15 protein-coding genes are annotated in these 16,117 nt (G+C 72.1%); 11 read left to right on the forward strand and 4 right to left on the reverse strand.

Going from position 1 to position 16,117, the window contains the following annotated elements; all coding sequences use genetic code 11:
• Positions 1-4: 4 nt before the first annotated feature.
• The 5 genes from ABZ567_RS16920 to ABZ567_RS16940 are packed head-to-tail and all read left to right on the forward strand — an operon-like array spanning position 5 to position 5,573.
• On the forward strand, positions 5-1,216 hold the full coding sequence (locus tag ABZ567_RS16920; protein WP_360790003.1) for a class I SAM-dependent methyltransferase: 1,212 nt from the start codon (positions 5-7) through the stop codon (positions 1,214-1,216).
• Positions 1,217-1,271: 55 nt separating this feature from the next.
• The gene (locus ABZ567_RS16925) at positions 1,272-1,886 is read left to right on the forward strand and encodes a dTDP-4-dehydrorhamnose 3,5-epimerase family protein (RefSeq protein WP_360790006.1); all 615 of its coding nucleotides are present in this window, start codon (positions 1,272-1,274) and stop codon (positions 1,884-1,886) included.
• 26 nt (positions 1,887-1,912) lie between these two features.
• Positions 1,913-2,827: an NAD(P)-dependent oxidoreductase gene (locus tag ABZ567_RS16930; protein WP_360790892.1), complete on the forward strand. Its 915-nt coding sequence runs from the start codon at positions 1,913-1,915 to the stop codon at positions 2,825-2,827.
• On the forward strand, positions 2,824-4,311 hold the full coding sequence (locus tag ABZ567_RS16935; RefSeq protein WP_360790008.1) for an NDP-hexose 2,3-dehydratase family protein: 1,488 nt from the start codon (positions 2,824-2,826) through the stop codon (positions 4,309-4,311). The genes ABZ567_RS16930 and ABZ567_RS16935 overlap by 4 nt, the downstream gene beginning before the upstream one ends.
• Positions 4,308-5,573 (forward strand): class I SAM-dependent methyltransferase, encoded by a 1,266-nt coding sequence (locus ABZ567_RS16940; protein ID WP_360790011.1) that lies wholly within the window; start codon positions 4,308-4,310, stop codon positions 5,571-5,573. The genes ABZ567_RS16935 and ABZ567_RS16940 overlap by 4 nt, the downstream gene beginning before the upstream one ends.
• Positions 5,574-5,660: 87 nt before the next feature.
• Here ABZ567_RS16940 and ABZ567_RS16945 read toward each other — a convergent pair whose 3' ends face one another.
• On the reverse strand, positions 5,661-6,098 hold the full coding sequence (locus ABZ567_RS16945) for a nuclear transport factor 2 family protein (RefSeq protein ID WP_360790014.1): 438 nt from the start codon (positions 6,096-6,098) through the stop codon (positions 5,661-5,663).
• 174 nt (positions 6,099-6,272) lie between these two features.
• Here ABZ567_RS16945 and ABZ567_RS16950 point away from each other — a divergent pair, with 174 nt between their 5' ends.
• Together ABZ567_RS16950 and ABZ567_RS16955 are read left to right on the forward strand one after the other, a co-directional pair.
• Positions 6,273-7,052: a cyclase family protein gene (locus tag ABZ567_RS16950; RefSeq protein ID WP_360790016.1), complete on the forward strand. Its 780-nt coding sequence runs from the start codon at positions 6,273-6,275 to the stop codon at positions 7,050-7,052.
• Positions 7,053-7,099: 47 nt separating this feature from the next.
• A complete protein-coding gene (locus ABZ567_RS16955) occupies positions 7,100-7,810 on the forward strand; it encodes a class I SAM-dependent methyltransferase (RefSeq protein ID WP_360790018.1) in 711 nt (236 codons plus the stop codon).
• A gap of 15 nt (positions 7,811-7,825) precedes the next feature.
• Here ABZ567_RS16955 and rfbA read toward each other — a convergent pair whose 3' ends face one another.
• Complete coding sequence (gene rfbA / locus ABZ567_RS16960) at positions 7,826-8,707, reverse strand: glucose-1-phosphate thymidylyltransferase RfbA (protein ID WP_360790020.1); 882 nt, start codon at positions 8,705-8,707, stop codon at positions 7,826-7,828.
• Between the two features lie 129 nt (positions 8,708-8,836).
• Between rfbA and ABZ567_RS16965 the strand changes: the two genes are divergently transcribed.
• Positions 8,837-9,946, forward strand: coding sequence for a DegT/DnrJ/EryC1/StrS family aminotransferase (locus tag ABZ567_RS16965; RefSeq protein ID WP_360790023.1), 1,110 nt, complete (start codon positions 8,837-8,839; stop codon positions 9,944-9,946).
• Positions 9,947-9,985: 39 nt separating this feature from the next.
• Here ABZ567_RS16965 and ABZ567_RS16970 read toward each other — a convergent pair whose 3' ends face one another.
• Both ABZ567_RS16970 and ABZ567_RS16975 read right to left on the reverse strand, forming a co-directional pair.
• Positions 9,986-10,369 (reverse strand): antibiotic biosynthesis monooxygenase family protein, encoded by a 384-nt coding sequence (locus ABZ567_RS16970; RefSeq protein ID WP_360790895.1) that lies wholly within the window; start codon positions 10,367-10,369, stop codon positions 9,986-9,988.
• Positions 10,370-10,490: 121 nt separating this feature from the next.
• Positions 10,491-12,515, reverse strand: a complete 2,025-nt coding sequence (locus tag ABZ567_RS16975; RefSeq protein ID WP_360790026.1) for a BTAD domain-containing putative transcriptional regulator — start codon at positions 12,513-12,515, stop codon at positions 10,491-10,493.
• A gap of 782 nt (positions 12,516-13,297) precedes the next feature.
• Between ABZ567_RS16975 and ABZ567_RS16980 the strand changes: the two genes are divergently transcribed.
• Genes ABZ567_RS16980 through ABZ567_RS16990 form a run of 3 tightly spaced genes read left to right on the forward strand, consistent with a single transcriptional unit; the run spans position 13,298 to position 16,107 of the window.
• Positions 13,298-14,590, forward strand: a complete 1,293-nt coding sequence (locus ABZ567_RS16980) for a beta-ketoacyl-[acyl-carrier-protein] synthase family protein (RefSeq protein WP_360790029.1) — start codon at positions 13,298-13,300, stop codon at positions 14,588-14,590.
• Positions 14,587-15,804: a ketosynthase chain-length factor gene (locus ABZ567_RS16985; protein ID WP_360790032.1), complete on the forward strand. Its 1,218-nt coding sequence runs from the start codon at positions 14,587-14,589 to the stop codon at positions 15,802-15,804. The genes ABZ567_RS16980 and ABZ567_RS16985 overlap by 4 nt, the downstream gene beginning before the upstream one ends.
• A gap of 45 nt (positions 15,805-15,849) precedes the next feature.
• The gene (locus tag ABZ567_RS16990) at positions 15,850-16,107 is read left to right on the forward strand and encodes an acyl carrier protein (RefSeq protein WP_360790898.1); all 258 of its coding nucleotides are present in this window, start codon (positions 15,850-15,852) and stop codon (positions 16,105-16,107) included.
• Positions 16,108-16,117: the final 10 nt, after the last annotated feature.

The following is a 16,117-nucleotide window of genomic DNA, read 5'->3' on the forward strand; positions in this document are numbered from 1 at the left end:
CCCCATGTGCCGTGTCTGCGGAGGATCCGTCCGTCCGTTCTTCGACTTCGGACTCCAGCCACTCTCCGACGCGTTCGTGGACCCCGGCCGCGTCGACGACGAGTACTTCTACCCGCTCGCCGTGGGCAGCTGCGAGTCCTGCGGCATGACCCAGCTCCTGGAAGAGGTCGCCCGGGACCGCATGTTCCACGAGGCGTATCCCTACCACTCGTCCGGCTCCGTCCACATGCGACGCCACTTCGAACGGACCGCGGGACGGCTCTCCCGCGAACACCTGCGCGGCCCCGACCCCTTCGTGGTGGAGATCGGCTGCAACGACGGGGTGATGCTGCGGGCCCTGGCCAAGGAGGGCATCCGGCACCTGGGCGTCGAGCCCTCCGGGGGCGTCGCCGAACTCGCCCGGCAGCAGGGGGTCCGGGTCCTCAACGAGTTCTTCGAGGAGTCGACGGCGGCGGACATCGCGGTCGCCGACGGACCGGCCGACCTGGTCTACTCGGCCAACACCATCTGCCACATCCCCTATCTCGACTCGGTCTTCCGGGGCCTCGACACCCTGCTGGCACCGGACGGCGCCTTCGTCTTCGAGGACCCCTACCTGGGCGACATCCTGGAGCGGACCTCCTTCGACCAGATCTACGACGAACACTTCTACTTCTTCACCGTGCGCTCGGTGAGCGCCGCCGCCGCCCGCTTCGGCTTCGAGGTCGTCGACGTCGAACGGCTGCCGGTGCACGGCGGCGAGGTCCGCTACACCGTGAAGCGGGCGGGCCGGGCCGCGCCGAGCCCGGCCGTGGCCGAGCTGACCGCCGAGGAGGACCGCAGGGGGATCGGCACCCCCGAGGTCTTCGACGCCTTCGCCACCGGGATCGAACGCGTCCGCACCGAACTGACGACCCTGCTGCGGGAGCTGCGGGCCGAGGGCAAGCGGGTCGTCGGCTACGGCGCCACGGCCAAGAGCGCCACCGTGACCAACTTCTGCGGCATCGGCCCCGAGTCGATCGAGTGGGTGTGCGACGTGACCCCGGCCAAGCACGGGAAGCTCATGCCGGGTTCGCACATCCCGGTCCGTCCCACCGAGGCGCTCACCCACCCCTACCCGGACTACGCGGTCCTGTTCGCCTGGAACCACGCCGAGGAGATCATGGCGAAGGAACGGCTGTTCCGAGAGTCCGGCGGGCGCTGGATCGTGTACGTCCCCGAAGTCCGCGTCCTCTGACCGCGGACCACCGCCGGCCAGGCCGGCACCACCCCAAGCAACCGAGGACGGTGTCATGCAGTCGCGACAGCTCGCCGTGGACGGCGCGTTCGAGTTCCAGCCGAAGGTCTTCGCCGACGAACGGGGGCTCTTCGTCTCTCCGTTCCAGGAGACCGCCGCCCGACAGGCCCTGGGACACCCGCTGTTCCCCGTGGCCCAGACCAACCACAGCGTCTCCCGGCGCGGGACGATCCGGGGCGCCCACTACACCCTGACGCCCCCCGGCATCGCCAAGTACGTCTACTGCGCGCGCGGCCGGGCGCTGGACATCGTCATCGACGTCCGGGTCGGCTCGCCCACCTACGGCCGGTCCGAGACCGTCCTGCTCGACCAGGAGGACTTCCGGGCCGTCTACTTCCCCGTCGGCGTCGCGCACGCCTTCGTGGCACTGGAGGACCGGACGGTGATGTCGTACATGCTCTCCGGGGAGTACGCGCCCCGGAACGAGCTGGCCCTCTCCGTCTTCGACCCGGTGCTCGAACTGTCCCTGCCTGCGAACATCGAACCGGTCATGTCGGAAAGGGACCTGGCCGCCCCCACCCTGGAGACGGCGGAGAAGTCCGGCACCCTCCCGGACTACCGCACGTGCCTGGAGGTCGAACGGGCGCTGTGCGGCGGCCGGGCCCGGTGACCGCCGGGCGGCAGCCCGCCGTCGCCGTGTTCGGTGCGACGGGCTGCGTGGGCCGTGCGGTGACCGCAGCGTTCACCGCGGCGGGCTCCGCCGTCCTCGAAGCGGCCCGCCACCGGCCCCCGTACGCGGACGACCACCGCTTCCTCGCCCTGGACGCGGCCGCCGCCGACCCCGGTGAACTCGCCGGCCTGCTGGCCGCGGCCCGCGTGGACACCGTGGTCAACGCGACCGGCGGCTGGGTCACCGGCGAGACGGAGAACGAACGCGTCCACGTCCGCCTCGTGGAGAACCTGCTCGCCGCGCTGGCCCGGCTGCCGGGCAGGATCCGCCTGGTGCAGATCGGCTCCGTCCACGAGTACGGCCCGCTGCCCGCCGGCACCGCCGCCGAGGAGACCCGCCCGCCCCACCCCGCCTCCGTCTACGGGCGCAGCAAACTCGCCGGAGCCGAGGCCGTGCTCCGCGCCACCCGCGCGGGCCTCGTGGACGGTGTGGTGCTGCGTGTCGTCAACCTCTGCGGGCCGGGGGCCGAGGTCGGTTTCCTCGGCGCCGCCGTCCGGCGACTCCACGCCGCCACCCCCGAACGACCGGCCGAACTGATCGTCGCCGACGCCCGCCGGGACTTCCTGGACGTGCGGGACCTGGCCGCCGCCGTTCTCGCGGCAGTGACCGCCCCCGTCGCCGGACAGGTGATCAACGTGGGTCGCGGCGAAGCCGTACCGGTGGCCCACGTGCTCGACCTGCTCGTCGCCGCGGCCGGACGCCCACCGGGCACGGTCCGCCTCCGCACCGCGCCCGTCGACTCCCGGGGCGGCGACTGGACCCGCGTCGACATCGGCCGCGCGGCCCGGTCGCTGGGATGGCGCCCGGCCGTGGACCTGCCCGAATCGATCAAGGACATGTGGGACGCGTCCCGCGCGGACCCCCCAGTGGAGCAGCCATGACCGCAGCCATCACGCGCACGGCGAACCGCCCGCGCGACGCCGCCACCCCGTTGCGCGTCGCCGCCTCCGCGCGCGCCCGCGACGGCGGGCGCGCCCCGCACGCGGCGTTCCACGACTGGTACGCCGAGGCGACCGCGCGCACCTTCACCCGGGTGGAACGGGTCCCGCTCGACGCGCTCGCCGGCTGGGAGACCGAGCCGGGCACCGGCAACCTGCGTCACCACACCGGGGGCTTCTTCACGGTGGAGGGCCTGGACGTGCGGATGCCCGCCGGACCGGTCCCGGCGTGGAGCCAGCCCATCATCAACCAGCCCGAGGTCGGGGTCCTGGGCATCCTGGTCAAGGAGTTCGACGGCATCCTGCACTGCCTGATGCAGGCCAAGGTCGAACCCGGCAACGCCAACGGCGTGCAGATCTCCCCGACCGTCCAGGCGACCCGCAGCAACTACACCGGACTCCACGGCGGCCGCCCCGTGCCCTACCTCGACTGGTTCCGCAAGCCCGGAGCCCGGAGCCCGCTCGTCGACGTGCGGCAGTCGGAACAGGGCTCCGCCTTCCATCACAAACGGAACCGGAACATGGTCGTCGAGGCCGACGGGGAGGTGGAGGTCCACGAGGGCTTCCACTGGCTCACCCTCGGCCAGCTCCACCGGCTCCTCGCCGAGGACGACGTGGTCAACATGGACGCCCGCACGGTCCTGTCCTGCCTGCCCTTCGCCCACGCCGAGCTCGCCCGGGAGCTCGGTCCGCCCGCCGACCCCTTCCGGGAGGCCCTCTTCCGCTCCTGCGACCCCTCCGCCGGGGCCCGGCACCCGGTGGGCGCCATCCTCAGCTGGATCACCGAGGCCCGCACCCGCACCGAGGTCCACGCCCGTCGCGTCCCGCTGGCCGGGCTCCCCGGCTGGCACCGCACCCCGGAACGCATCTCGCACGCCTCCGGCGCCTTCTTCGACGTCATCGGCGTCCGCGTGGAGGCAGGCGGCCGGGAGGTCGCCCACTGGTCCCAGCCGATGATCGAACCGCACGGCACCGGTGTCGTCGCCTTCCTCACCCGGACCTTCGACGGGGTCCTGCACGTCCTGATGAACGCCCGGGTCGAGGCGGGTTACATGGACGTGGTGGAACTGGCGCCCACGGTCCAGTGCACCCCCGCCTCCTACGAGCACCTGCCGAGGAGCGCGCGCCCGCGCTACCTCGACGCGGTGGAGGGAGCGGACCCCGCACGGGTCCGCTTCCACTCCGTCCTCTCGGAGGAGGGCGGACGCTTCCACCACGCGCGCAACCGCTATCTGATCGTCGACACCGACCTCGACGTCCCGCCCGACGATCCCGACCACCGGTGGATGACCGTCCACCAGCTCGTCGAGCTGCTGCGGCACAGCCACTACCTGAACATCCAGGCCCGCAGCCTGGTGGCCTGCCTGCAGAGCCTGCTGATGCCGGACGCACCGGCGCCGGCCACGGAGAGGAAGGACCGGGCATGAACGCCCAGAACGTACGGCCCGTCACCAGCTGCCGGGTGTGCGGCGGCTCGGACTGGCAGGACGTGGTCGCCCTCGGCGAGGTGCCGCTGGCCAACGCGTTCCTGGAGCCGGCCGCCTCCTACGAGGACGAGGCCTCCTACCCGCTCGGCGTGGTCTCCTGCCGCTCCTGCCGGCTGATGAGCGTCACCCACGTCGTCGACCCCGAGGTGATGTACCGGACGTACAGCTACGTCACCTCCGACTCGGAGACCATCACCCGTCACATGGAGTTCGTCGCGACCACCTGCCGGGAGCGCACCGGGCTCGCCGCCGGCGACCTGGTCGTGGAACTGGGCAGCAACACCGGCCAGCAGCTGGCGGTCTTCGCCCGGGACGGGTCCCGCGTGCTCGGCGTGGACCCCGCCCGCAACCTGGCGGCCGTCGCCCACGAGCGCGGCATCCCCACCCTGCCCGAGTTCTTCACCGAGACCACCGCCCGGGCCGTGCGCCGGTCCCACGGTCCCGCGCGCCTCATCCTCGGCCGCCACGTCTTCGCCCACATCGACGACCTCGCCGGAGTGCTCGCCGGGGTGCGCGCGCTGCTCGCCCCCGACGGGGTGTTCGCGGTCGAAGTCCCCTACGGGGTGGACCTGCTGGAGAAGTACGCCTTCGACACCATCTACCACGAGCACCTGTCGTACTTCCTCCTGCGCACCCTGGACACCCTCTTCACCCGTCACGGACTGAGCCTCTTCGACGTGGAGCGGCTTCCGGTCCACGGCGGCTCCCTCCTGGTTCTCGTGGGCAGGCCCGAGGCCGGGCGTTCCGTCACCGACGAGGTCGGCGCGCTGATCGCGGCGGAGGAACGGGCCGGGCTCGGCTCCGACGCCGCCTACCGGGAGTTCGCCCGGGGCGTCCGGAACGTCTGCGAGGAGCTCCCCGCCCTGGTCCGCCGCCTGCGCGCGGAGGGGAAGCGGATCGCGGGCTACGGGGCCTCGGCCAAGGGCACCACGATCCTCAACGTCTGCGGCCTCGGGTCCGACGAGGTGGCCTACTGCACCGACACCACCTCGCTCAAACAGGGCAAGGTGCTTCCCGGCACGCACATCCCGGTGCGCAGCCCCGACCACGCCCGCAGCGACCCGCCCGACGTCTACCTGATGCTGGCGTGGAACTACGCGGACGAGATCCTCCGCAAGGAGGCGGACTTCCTGCGGGCCGGGGGCCGGTTCATCCTGCCCTTCCCCAAGCCCGCGCTCGTCTCGGCCGACAGCCTCCGCTGACGGGAAGCACGCGGCACGCGTGAGCCCGGTGGGACGTCACCACGACGTCCCACCGGGCTCGTTCACCTCCCGGGCGGCGCCTGCCGCTCAGGGCCGGTCGTCGCGGCTCACGTACCGTTCGCGCACCCGCCACTCGCCGTCCTCCACGACCAGGACGTCCTCGCACACGCACATCAGGAGCAGGCGCGGCGCCTCGTCCCGCCGGGTCGCCACCACCTGCACGTACGAGTGGACCCGCACCGAGCCGTCCGGGTCGGGCTCCTCCACCGAGGCCGTGGTCAGCAGGTGCCGGCGCACCTCGCCGGCGGCGGCGAGCTCCGCGTGCGCCGAACGGACCCCGGCCGCCAGGGCGGCCCGCCCCCGGACCGGCTCGGGCAGCGACGGCGGTGCGAACAGGCCGTCCTCGGTGAAAGTGGCGGCCCACCCCTCGGCGTCGCCCGAGTCCAGCAGCCGCATCTGCCGGGCGTGGAACCGCTGGATGCCGGCGTACAGCGACGCGTACGCCGGGCTGACGGTCTCCCTCACGGATCTCCCTCCTCGCCCGCCGGTCGCGGGCCGCTGCCGTCGATGCTCGCGCGCCCCCTTGGAACCGGACTCGTGCCCGGCGGGCCCCGGACTCCAGCCCGGCTCGACCGTCGCTCCGGCCCCGGCCGGGAGGATGCCGACCCTGAACCCGGCCCCGACCCCTGGAGGTGCGCCGTGAGGCTCATCGACCTGTCCTCGGCGGTGGACGCGGCGCTCTGGGAACCCGATCCCGTGGAGCACCACGTCCTCACCCCCCGCGAGGGCGCCCTGCACATGAGCGAGGAGATGCACACCCACTTCGGCGTCTCCTTCGACCCGGACGAGCTGCCCGACGGCGAGTTCCTCTCCCTCGACCGCCTCACGCTCACCACCCACACCGGCACCCACGTGGACGCGCCCTCCCACTACGGGTCGAGGGCGGGCTACGGCGACGGCGTGCCCCGGCACGTCGACCAGCTGCCGCTGGACTGGTTCCTGCGCCCCGGCATGGTGCTGGACCTCACCGACGCGCCCTCCGGTGTCATCGGCGCGGACCGGCTGGAGAAGGAGTTCGCCCGCATCGGCCGCACCCCGAGCCCGATGGACATCGTCCTGCTGCACACGGGGGCCCAGCGTCATCGGGGGACCACGAGGTACTTCACCGACTTCGCCGGTCTCGACGGCCCCGCCGTCCACCTGCTCCTGGACCTGGGCGTCCGGGTCATCGGCACGGACGCGTTCAGTCTGGACGCCCCCTTCGGCGACATCATCGCCCGCTACCGGGCCACCGGGGACCGCGATGTGCTGTGGCCCGCGCACATGATCGGCAGGGACCGCGAGTACTGCCAGATCGAGCGGCTGGCCAACCTGGAGGCGCTCCCCGGACCGTACGGTTTCCAGGTCTCCTGCCTGCCGGTGAAGATCGCCGGGGCCGGGGCCGGCTGGACCCGCGCGGTCGCCCTCGTCGAGGAATGAGCCCGCCCGCACCCGGTTCCCTCCGCCCCCCTACCCGAAGGAGGCCGATGTTCGGCCACGACCTGGCGGACGTCTACGAGCTGGTCTACCGCGCCCGCGGCAAGGACTGGTCGGCCGAGGCCGCCGACGTCACCCGCCTGATCAGGAACCAGCTGCCCGCCGCGGACTCCCTGCTGGACGTGGCGTGCGGCACCGGCGCCCATCTGGAGGCGTTCGACGGTCTCTTCGCCCACACCGAGGGGCTCGAACTCTCCTCGGCCATGCTGGAGCGCGCGGCCGTCCGGCTCCCCGCGGTGCCGCTGCACCGGGGCGACATGCGCGCCTTCGACCTCGGGCGGACCTTCGACGCCGTGGTGTGCCTCTTCACCGCCATCGGCTACCTGCGGACGGTGCCGGACATGCGGGCGGCGGTCGCCGCCATGGCCCGGCACCTGAGGCCCGGAGGGGTGCTCGTCGTCGAACCCTGGTGGTTCCCCGAACGGTTCCTCGACGGCTACGTGGCCGGCGACCTGGCGAGTGACGAGCACCGGACGGTCGCCCGGATCTCGCACTCCACCCGTGAGGGCCGGACCACGCGGATGGAGGTCCGGTTCGTGGTGGGGGAGGCCGACGGCATCAGGGAGTTCACCGAGGTCGACCTCCTCACCCTGTTCACCCTGGACGAGTACCTGTCCGCCTTCGCCGACGCCGGGTGCCCGGCGGAGTACGTCCGGCCGGAGTGGACGGCGCGGGGACTCTTCGTCGCACGCCGTCCCTGAGACGCCCGGGCGCCCTCAGACGGAGGAGGGGTACTCGCCGGCGATGGCCATCACGTAGCGGCCGTAATCCGAGTTCCCCAGCCGGGCCCCCAGCCGGTGGCACTGCTCGGGACCGATGAACCCCCGCCGGAGCGCCACCTCCTCGACGCAGGCGATCCGCACCCCCTGCCGCTCCTCCAGCGTCCGCACGTACTGGGCCGCCTGGAGGAGCGACTCGGGAGTTCCGGTGTCCAGCCAGGCGAAGCCCCGGCCGAGCTCCCGCAGCCGGGCCCGCCCGCGCTCCATGTACATGCGGTTCAGATCGGTGATCTCCAGCTCGCCGCGTGGGGAGGGGCGCAGGGCTGCGGCCCGCGCGACCACGTCGTTGTCGTAGAAGTAGAGGCCGGTGATCGCGCGGTTCGAGCGGGGCCGGTCCGGCTTCTCCTCGATGGATACCAGTATTCCGTCCCCATCGGTCTCGCCGACCCCGTACCGCTCGGGATCGTGTACCTCGTAGCCGAAGAGCAGGCATCCGTCCAGATTCTCCTTCTCCTTCCGGAGCACCTCGGAGAAGGAATGTCCGTGGAATATGTTGTCACCCAGCACCAGTGCCACGGAATCGTCCCCGATGTGTTCGGCGCCGATGACGAACGCCTCCGCGATCCCGTTCGGTTTGGGCTGCTCCGCGTAGTCGATGCGGAGCCCCAGCTGGCTGCCGTCACCGAGCAGGCGCCGGAACTGCGGGAGGTCATGGGGGGTGGTGATGATGAGGATGTCCCTGATGTCCGCCAGCATCAGCACCGAGAGCGGATAGTAGATCATCGGCTTGTCGCCGACCGGTAAGAGCTGCTTGGAAACGGCCAGCGTGATGGGATGCAAACGACTTCCCGTGCCTCCGGCCAGAATGATTCCTTTCATGGCCGCGATGCTATCCAGGTGATATCAGGAGCCACAAGGACGGGAATTACGCGTCAAGGTGCAATCGAGCCGGATGCGAGGGCGGTCCGCTGAAATACAGGTCCATCCGAGCGGAAATGGAGAATGCCTGTGACCATTCGTGTATGGGGATATCTGGACGAGTACGCCGCAGAGCGTGAGGAGATCCTCGACGCGGTGGACAGTGTCTTCGGCTCCGGGCGGCTGGTCCTCGCCGAGAGCGTCCGGTCGTTCGAGGAGGAGTTCGCCGCCCGGCACGGGGCCCGGCACTGCGTCGGGGTGGACAACGGCACCAACGCCGTGAAACTCGGCCTGGAAGCACTCGGAGTGGGAGCCGGGGACGAGGTGATCACCGTCTCCAACACCGCCGCCCCGACCGTCGTCGCCGTCGTCGGCACCGGTGCGACCCCGGTCTTCGTCGACGTGCGCGAGGACTACCTCATGGACGTCTCGCAGGTCGAGGCCGCCATCACCCCCCGCACCCGCTGTCTGCTCCCGGTCCACCTCTACGGCCAGTGCGTCGACATGGCCCCCCTGGAGGAGCTCGCCGCCCGCCACGGCCTGGCCGTACTGGAGGACTGCGCCCAGGCCCACGGAGCCCGCCACCACGACCGCGCGGCCGGGACCATGGGCACGGCCGCCGCGTTCTCCTTCTACCCGACCAAGGTCCTCGGCGCCTACGGTGACGGCGGCGCGGTCCTCACCTCCGACGACGAGGTGGACCGCAGGCTGCGCCGGCTGCGCTACTACGGCATGGAGGAGCGGTACTACGTCACCGGCCTGCCCGCCCACAACAGCCGCCTCGACGAGGTGCAGGCCGAGATCCTGCGCCGCAAGCTCCGCCGGCTCGACACCTACGTGACGGCCCGCAGGGAGATCGCCCGAAGGTACGCCGAGGGGCTCGGCGACACCGGTCTCGTCCTCCCGGAGACCGCCCCGGGCAACGACCACGTCCACTACGTGTACGTGGTGCGCCACCCGCGCCGGGACGCGATCATCGAGGCGCTCCGGGAGCGGGACATCGAGCTGAACATCAGCTACCCCTGGCCGATCCACACGATGACCGGCTTCGCGCACCTCGGTTACCGGGAAGGCTCCCTGCCCGTCACCGAGCGGCTGGCCCGCGAGATCTTCTCGCTGCCCATGTACCCCTCACTGGCCCCGGAAGAGCAGGACAAGGTCGTCGAGGCCCTCCGCGAGGTCCTCAAGACCCTGTCCTGACCCGTCCTGACCGGCCGCCCGCCGTGCCCGGCGGGCAGCTCAGGCCTCCTGCGCCCCGGCCGCCGCCACTGACAGGCAGGCGGTGAACAGCCCGTTCTCGCTCCGGCTCAGCGCCCGCAGGGCGGCGGCGTGGGGAGCGAACCCCGGATCTCCCACCGCCCGGCGGAACGAGACCCGGTCCGTCCACACGGCGAGGTTCACATAGCCGGCCGGGTCGTCCACCTCCCGCAGCAGGCTGTGGCGGACGAAACCGGGCTGCCGTGCCATGAACGCGGACGTCCGGGCGAAGACCTCCTCGAACTCCTCGGGCGCCCCGTGGACGGTGAACCTGTTGACGAAGGTCACCTCGGGGCCGGGCTCCTCCCGGCGGGCCGGGCCGGCTCCGCCGACGACGTCGAACTCCTGCTGCTCCCCGCTCGGCATGGGCAAGGCCACCCCTCTGCTCGTCGTGTCCGTCCGACAGCCGCGGACGCGTGCCGGGGAGCCTGGCAGCGGCCCGTGGAGAACGTCTCGACACCGGCTGACCGCCGGCGCGGCACCCGCCTCACCCGACCCCCACCTCCTCGGCCGCGGTCGGCGCGGCGAGCGTCTCCTCCAGGCACTCCCTGGCGAACGCCCGGGTCAGCCGGTCGAAGACGTAGCGGCCGATGCCGTCGGCACAACGGTCCGTGGCCAGCAGGTGGTTGTCGGCGAGGACCTCCAGCACGGACTCCAGCTCCCGCACCGGCCGGCCCAGCAGCTCGGCCGCCTGCGAAGCGGTGAAGGGGGTCTCGCCCAACATGCCGAGCAGCCGGAAGACCCCCTGCTCCTGGTGGCCGAGGCCCGCGTAGCTGGCGGCGAACCGCGAGCGCACGTCCAGCTCCCCGAGCCGGGCGACGTCGAGGATCCGCGGCGTGGCCTCCAGCCGGTCGGCGAGCGTCGACAGCGAGAGCCCCGGCCCGGCCGCGAGCCGGCCGCCCACGCAGCGCAGCGCCAAGGGGTGCCGACCGAGCAGTTCGACGATCCTGTGCGCGGCCTCCGGTTCCCGGGCCACCCGCTGCCGGCCGGCCAGGACGGCGAGGATCTCCAGGGCCTCCTCGGGGGAGGGCGCGCCCAGCTCGACGCGTTCGGCCTCCACCAGGGCGGTCATCCGCCGACGGCCGGTGACGAGCAGCGCACAGCGCGGGTCGGCGGGCAGCAGGTGCCGGATCTGAGCCGAGGACGCCACGTCGTCCAGGAACACCAGCACCCGGCACCCGGCCGTACGGGACCGGAACAGCGCCCCGCACTCCTCCACGCCCTCCGGGATGCGGGCGGGAGGGACCTCCAGGGCCCGCAGGAAGCCGCGGAGCACCTCGGAGGGGTCGCGCGGCTCGGCGGAGGAGCCGCGCAGGTCCGCGTAGAGCTGACCGTCGGGGAAGTGCGGGCGGAGCGTGTGCGCCAGGTGGACGGCCACCGCGCTCTTGCCGATGCCCGGGGGACCGGTCACGACCCCTATGTGGGCCGCCGTACCGTCGGCGGCGGGCTCACCGGGCCCGCACAGCGCGGCCTCCAGCTCCCTGAGGACGTCGCCGCGGCCGACGAACCCCGCGAGTCCGGCCGGGAGCTGGGCCGGCGATCCGATCGACTCCCGCACGACGGCCGGCGGGGACGGCTGGAGAGGGACCTGGGCGACGCCCGCACCGGTGGCGGCCGGGGGAAGGCGCGGTGCGGGCGGCGGTGGAAGGGCCGGGGCACAGGACGCGGGCGGGAGCGGGAGGCCGGACGGTGGGGGAGCGAGGGGCGTCGGTGCTCCTCCCACCGGGGCGTCCGCGGGCACGAGGGCCGTCATCGTCGGAGCGGCGGGGACCGTCGGCGCGGCGGACCGGGGCGTCGGCCGTCGCGGCGGCTCCTGGGGTTCGGCGGGCGAGTCGGACAGCAGGGTGTGCTGAAGACGGGCCAGTTCCTTGCCGGGTTCGAGGCCGAGCTCATCGATCATCTTCTGTCGCAGGCTCTGGTAGACCTCCAGTGCCTCGTGCCGCCGGCCGGACCGGTGCAGGGCCACCATCAGGAGCCCGTGGAGGTGTTCGTGCAGCGGGTGGGCCAGCACCAACGCCTTGAGTTCGCTGATGAGTTCGCGGTGACGGCCGTTCTCCAGGTCTGCCTCGATGCGCAGTTCGAGGATGCGGAAGCGCAGCTCCTCCAGCCGGGTCGTGTAGGAGAAGAGCCGCCCCCCGGTCTCGACGTCGGCGAGCGCGGGGCCGCGCCACATGGCCAGGGCCTCCTCGAAGCAGGCCACAGCCGCCTCGGAATCGCCCTGCTGGAGAAGTTCCTGGCCTTTCTCCGCCCGGCTTTCGAACAGGCTCACGTCGAGGCTTGACGACGGAATGGTGAGGGTGTAGCCACCCGGCTGGGTCTGGAGCAGGTTCCCGAGCCCCTGCTTCAGGAGGAGCTTGCGGAACTTGTAGATGTACGTCTGGAGGGTGGTCACCGCGCTCGGGGGCGGTAGCTCGGGCCATAACTCGTCGATCAGCTCGGACGCCTGGACCACGGTGTTGTGCCGCAGCATGAGCAGGGATATGACCTGACGCGGCTTGGGCGCGGTCGGCATGATGTTCCGGCCACCCCAGAGGATTTCGACGGGACCCAAAAGTCGGAACTCCAAGATGTTTCCTCCGTTTCGCTGGAGCCGCGCACGGCCTGTCGGCGCCGTGCGTGCCCCTCGCCGCTGTCGTCCACCCCGACTTCACGTTAGGTCCTGGAAATCGACTGGTCAATGACGAGTCGGGGGCCCAAGAAGCGCCGAGGAATCACCGAGGAATCACCGAGGAGCGGGCGGAATGTCTAATTTGCCGGATCCTGGATCATGGTCCGGGAAAAGTTCCCTTAAAGTCGCGTCCATCGAGGACTGGCGAAGATTCGATCCCGTCACGGCCACCCGCGTGGCTCGTATTCGATAGGCGTCAACTGGCGGGCTGCGGTTTCCGGCCCATGCCAGGGGTCCATGCGCGAGGGCACCTCTTCCCGCCACGTACGGCGGGGTCCACCGCCCTCCACGTCGCCCTCCGCCGCCACCCGGCGCACCTCGACCGCGTGGCTCGGACCGGACGGACCGTGCCGGTCCGAGCACGCCCGGCACCGCGCCCGGCGTCCCGACTCCAGCGTTCCTCCAGCGGGACTCAAACGGAGGGACCGCGCCGCGGTGCTCCAGGCCCCGCCCGTCCGACACCCTTCCGCTGCCCCTGTCAAGCATCTGCGCGCCCCTCCAATCGCCATTGAGCCGACTACGAGCCATTCCGCGCACGCTCGTCCCATGGAAACTTCCGACGTCGGTGACACAAAGCGCCGCACCGTCATGGACAGAGCCACGGGAACCGGTGAAGGGGGATGCGGATGAATACACCGACGAATCGGCGCGTGGTCATCACGGGAATCGGAATCGTGGCTCCCGGCGCAATCGGCGTGAAGCCGTTCTGGGACCTTCTGACCGCGGGCCGCACCGCCACCCGCATCATCACCTCTTTCGACCCCGCGCCCTATCGCTCCCGAATGGCCGCGGAATGCGACTTCGATGCCGCGGCGGAGGGCCTCACGCCCCGGCAGATTCGCCGGATGGACCGGGCCACGCAATTCGCGGTGGTCGCCGCACGGGAGGGGATCGACGACAGCGGCATCGACCGCGAGGCCCTGGACGGTTCCCGGATCGGGGTGGTCATCGGCAGCGCCGTCGGCTGCACCACGAGTCTGGAGAACGAGTACGCCGTCGTCAGCGACAGCGGCAGCCGATGGCTCGTCGACCACGCCTACGCGGTCCCGCACCTCTTCGACTACTTCGTGCCCAGCTCCATAGCCGCCGAGGTCGCCCACGACCGCATCGAAGCGGAAGGGCCGGTCTCCCTGGTGTCGACAGGGTGCACCTCGGGCCTCGACGCGGTGGGCCGGGCCGCCGACCTGATCGCGGAGGGCGCGGCCGACGTGATGGTGGCAGGGGCCACCGAGGCGCCCATCTCGCCCATCACCGTGGCCTGTTTCGACGCGATCAGGGCCACGAGCCCGGACAACGACCGGCCGTCCGAGGCATCCCGTCCCTTCGACCGCACCCGCCGTGGCTTCGTGCTCGGCGAGGGGGCCGCCGTCTTCGTCCTGGAGGAGCGGGAGCACGCCCGCCGCCGGGGCGCCGAGGTGTACGCCGAGATCACCGGATTCGCCTCCCGCTGCAACGCCTTCCACATGACCGGTCTGCGGCCCGACGGGCGGGAGATGGCGGAGGCGATCAGGGTGGCGCTGGCGGCCGCCCGCACGGAGCCGTCCGCGATCGACTACGTCAACGCGCACGGCTCGGGCACCAGGCAGAACGACCGCCACGAGACCGCCGCCTTCAAGGCGAGCCTCGGGGAGCACGCGTACCGCACCCCCGTCAGCAGCATCAAGTCGATGATCGGGCACTCCCTGGGCGCCATCGGCTCCCTGGAGATCGCCGCCTGCGTCCTCGCCATCCGCCACGACACGGTCCCGCCCACCGCCAATCTGCGCGAGCCGGATCCCGAGTGCGACCTGGACTACGTGCCCCTGGAGGCGCGTTCCCTCCCCGTCGACAACGTCCTCACGGTCGGCAGCGGATTCGGGGGCTTCCAGAGCGCCATGGTCCTGTCCGGACCCGGTGCGCAGGGCCGGGCGGCGGCGTGAACACGGACACGGTGATCACCGGGATGGGGCTGCTGGCCCCCACCGGCCTGGGCCACGACGCGCACTGGAAGAACTCCCTGGAGGGCGCCTCGGCGATCGGCCCCGTCACCCGGTTCGACGCCGAGGGCTACCCCAGCCGGCTCGCCGGCGAGGTCGCGGACTTCGTCCCGGAGGAGCACCTGCCCAGCCGGCTCCTGCCCCAGACCGACCACATGACCCGGATGGCCCTGGTGGCCTCCGACTGGGCCCTCGCGGACGCCGGGTTCGACCCCGCGCTCCTCCCGGAGTACGGGGTGGGCGTCGTCACGGCCGCCTCGGCGGGTGGCTTCGAGTTCGGCCACAGGGAGTTGCAGAACCTGTGGGACCGGGGACCCGAATACGTCAGCGCCTACCAGTCCTTCGCCTGGTTCTACGCCGTCAACACCGGCCAGGTCTCCATCCGGCACGGGCTGCGCGGCCCCGCCGGAGCCTTGGTCACCGAGCAGGCGGGCGGCCTCGACGCCCTCGGGCAGGCCCGCAGGCAACTCCGCCGGGGACAGCCGATGGTGCTCGCCGGAGCCGTGGACGGATCTCCCTGTCCGTGGGGCTGGGTGTCCCAGCTCACCACCCGCAGGATGAGCCGGGAGACCGATCCCGCCCTCGCCTACCGGCCGTTCGCGGCCGAGGCCGCCGGCTACGTGCCCGGGGAGGGCGGCGCCCTGTTCGTCCTGGAGGGAGAGGAGTCCGCGCGGGCACGCGGCGCACGCCACCGGTACGGGCGCATGGCGGGCTACGCGACCGCCTTCGACCCCCCGCCCCGCTCGGGACGCTCCCCGAACCTCGCACGGGCCGTCCGGGCCGCCCTCGACGACGCGGAGCTCGGGCCCGAGGAGATCGACGTGGTCTTCGCGGACGCGGCGGGCACCCCCGAAGAGGACGCCGTCGAGGCCGCCGCTCTGCGCACCCTCTTCGGCCCCCACGGGGTCCCGGTCACCGCGCCCAAGACCATGACCGGCCGACTGGGCGCCGGAGGCCCCGCCGTCGACGTGGCCACGGCGCTCCTGGCACTGCGCGAGGGCGTCATCCCCCCGACCGTCCACGTCCCGCTACCGCTGCCGGACCACACCCTCGACCTCGTGACGAGTCCGCGTCGAGCCCCGCTCACGACGGCGTTGATCCTCGCCCGGGGACAGGGAGGGTTCAACTCGGCCCTCGTCGTCACGGCCCCGCGCTGACCTGACCCCACCCGTACCCCACTCCCGACAGGAGACGTGACGATCATGGACCGGCTGACGACCGACAGGCTGATGGAGATCATGCGCGAGTGCGCCGGGGAGGGCGGCGCGGTCGAGACCGACCGGCGCCCCGAGGAGGTGGAGTTCGCCGCGCTCGGCTACGACTCCCTGGCCATGCTGGAGACGCTGAGCAGGCTGGAGCGGGAGTTCGGGGTGACCATCGACGAGGAGGAGTTCGCCGGTGCCGCGACCCCGGCCGAACTCACCACCCTGGTCAACCGCGTCGTGGCCGGCGACGCCTGAGCCGGGCGCC

The organism is Streptomyces sp. NPDC016459, from assembly GCF_040632845.1.
In the GTDB taxonomy this organism is placed as follows: Bacteria; Actinomycetota; Actinomycetes; order Streptomycetales; family Streptomycetaceae; genus Streptomyces.

Coding starts and splice junctions, on each gene's coding strand:
- ABZ567_RS16920 (WP_360790003.1), top strand. CDS start 5: ATGTGCCGTGTCTGCGGAGGATCCGTCCGTCCGTTCTTCGACTTCGGA.
- ABZ567_RS16925 (WP_360790006.1), top strand. CDS start 1,272: ATGCAGTCGCGACAGCTCGCCGTGGACGGCGCGTTCGAGTTCCAGCCG.
- ABZ567_RS16935 (WP_360790008.1), top strand. CDS start 2,824: ATGACCGCAGCCATCACGCGCACGGCGAACCGCCCGCGCGACGCCGCC.
- ABZ567_RS16940 (WP_360790011.1), top strand. CDS start 4,308: ATGAACGCCCAGAACGTACGGCCCGTCACCAGCTGCCGGGTGTGCGGC.
- ABZ567_RS16955 (WP_360790018.1), top strand. CDS start 7,100: ATGTTCGGCCACGACCTGGCGGACGTCTACGAGCTGGTCTACCGCGCC.
- rfbA (WP_360790020.1), bottom strand. CDS start 8,707: ATGAAAGGAATCATTCTGGCCGGAGGCACGGGAAGTCGTTTGCATCCC.
- ABZ567_RS16970 (WP_360790895.1), bottom strand. CDS start 10,369: ATGCCGAGCGGGGAGCAGCAGGAGTTCGACGTCGTCGGCGGAGCCGGC.
- ABZ567_RS16975 (WP_360790026.1), bottom strand. CDS start 12,515: ATGCCGACCGCGCCCAAGCCGCGTCAGGTCATATCCCTGCTCATGCTG.
- ABZ567_RS16980 (WP_360790029.1), top strand. CDS start 13,298: ATGAATACACCGACGAATCGGCGCGTGGTCATCACGGGAATCGGAATC.
- ABZ567_RS16990 (WP_360790898.1), top strand. CDS start 15,850: ATGGACCGGCTGACGACCGACAGGCTGATGGAGATCATGCGCGAGTGC.